General features: G+C 43.8%; 1 protein-coding gene. It reads left to right on the forward strand.

Features of this window, described 5'->3' with window-relative positions:
* Window positions 1-92 precede the first annotated feature (92 nt).
* Window positions 93-697, forward strand: a 605-nt coding sequence (locus tag SLS51_RS23100) for an IS5 family transposase (RefSeq protein WP_323840820.1), incomplete at its 3' end; no start/stop codon positions are given.

Genomic DNA, 697 nt, shown 5'->3' on the forward strand with positions numbered 1-697 from the left:
CTAGGGGTTGTTGATGTTTTTCGGGGGATTATTAGACAGCATGATGATTTGATATAATTACTTTCGCCAAAAAACAACCAGACCTCACCATCATGCCGAGAACAATGTTAACAGATCTCTACTGGAATAAGCTATCCGCATTCATGCAACACACCGGTTGGATTTATGATAAACCTGAACACCGTTTGACCTTGGAAGGCATTATTTATCGGATGAGAACAAGCATCCCCTGGCGCGATTTACCCACAGAATTCGGCAAATGGAATACGGTCTTTTCGCGTTTCAACGCTTGGTCAAAGAGAGGTATTTTACAGATTATTTTCAAAGGGTTATCTGAGATTGCAGATACAGAGTGGTTGTTCATTGATGGGACTATCGTTCGGGCTCATCAACATAGTGCTGGAGCTGCTTCAGATAACGACGAGGCGATAGGCAAAAGTCGTGGTGGACGTTCAACCAAGATCCATTTAGCGGTAGACAGCGGAGGCTTGCCCGTTCATTTTGAACTTTCGGGGGGGCAGGTTCATGACAGTGTTCACGCAGAAAGCCTTATTTCCAAGTCTCCCACTTCCGAAGCAGTTATTGCTGATAAAGGATATGACAGTCAGCGTTTCAGGATGTTTATTAAACAACGGGATGCGACTCCAGTGATCCCTTATCGTAAAAATAGTCGAAAAACAGACCAAGGTATTGATAA

Origin of the sequence: Photorhabdus africana (assembly GCF_035181445.1) — a bacterium.
Taxonomy (GTDB): Bacteria; Pseudomonadota; Gammaproteobacteria; order Enterobacterales; family Enterobacteriaceae; genus Photorhabdus; species Photorhabdus laumondii.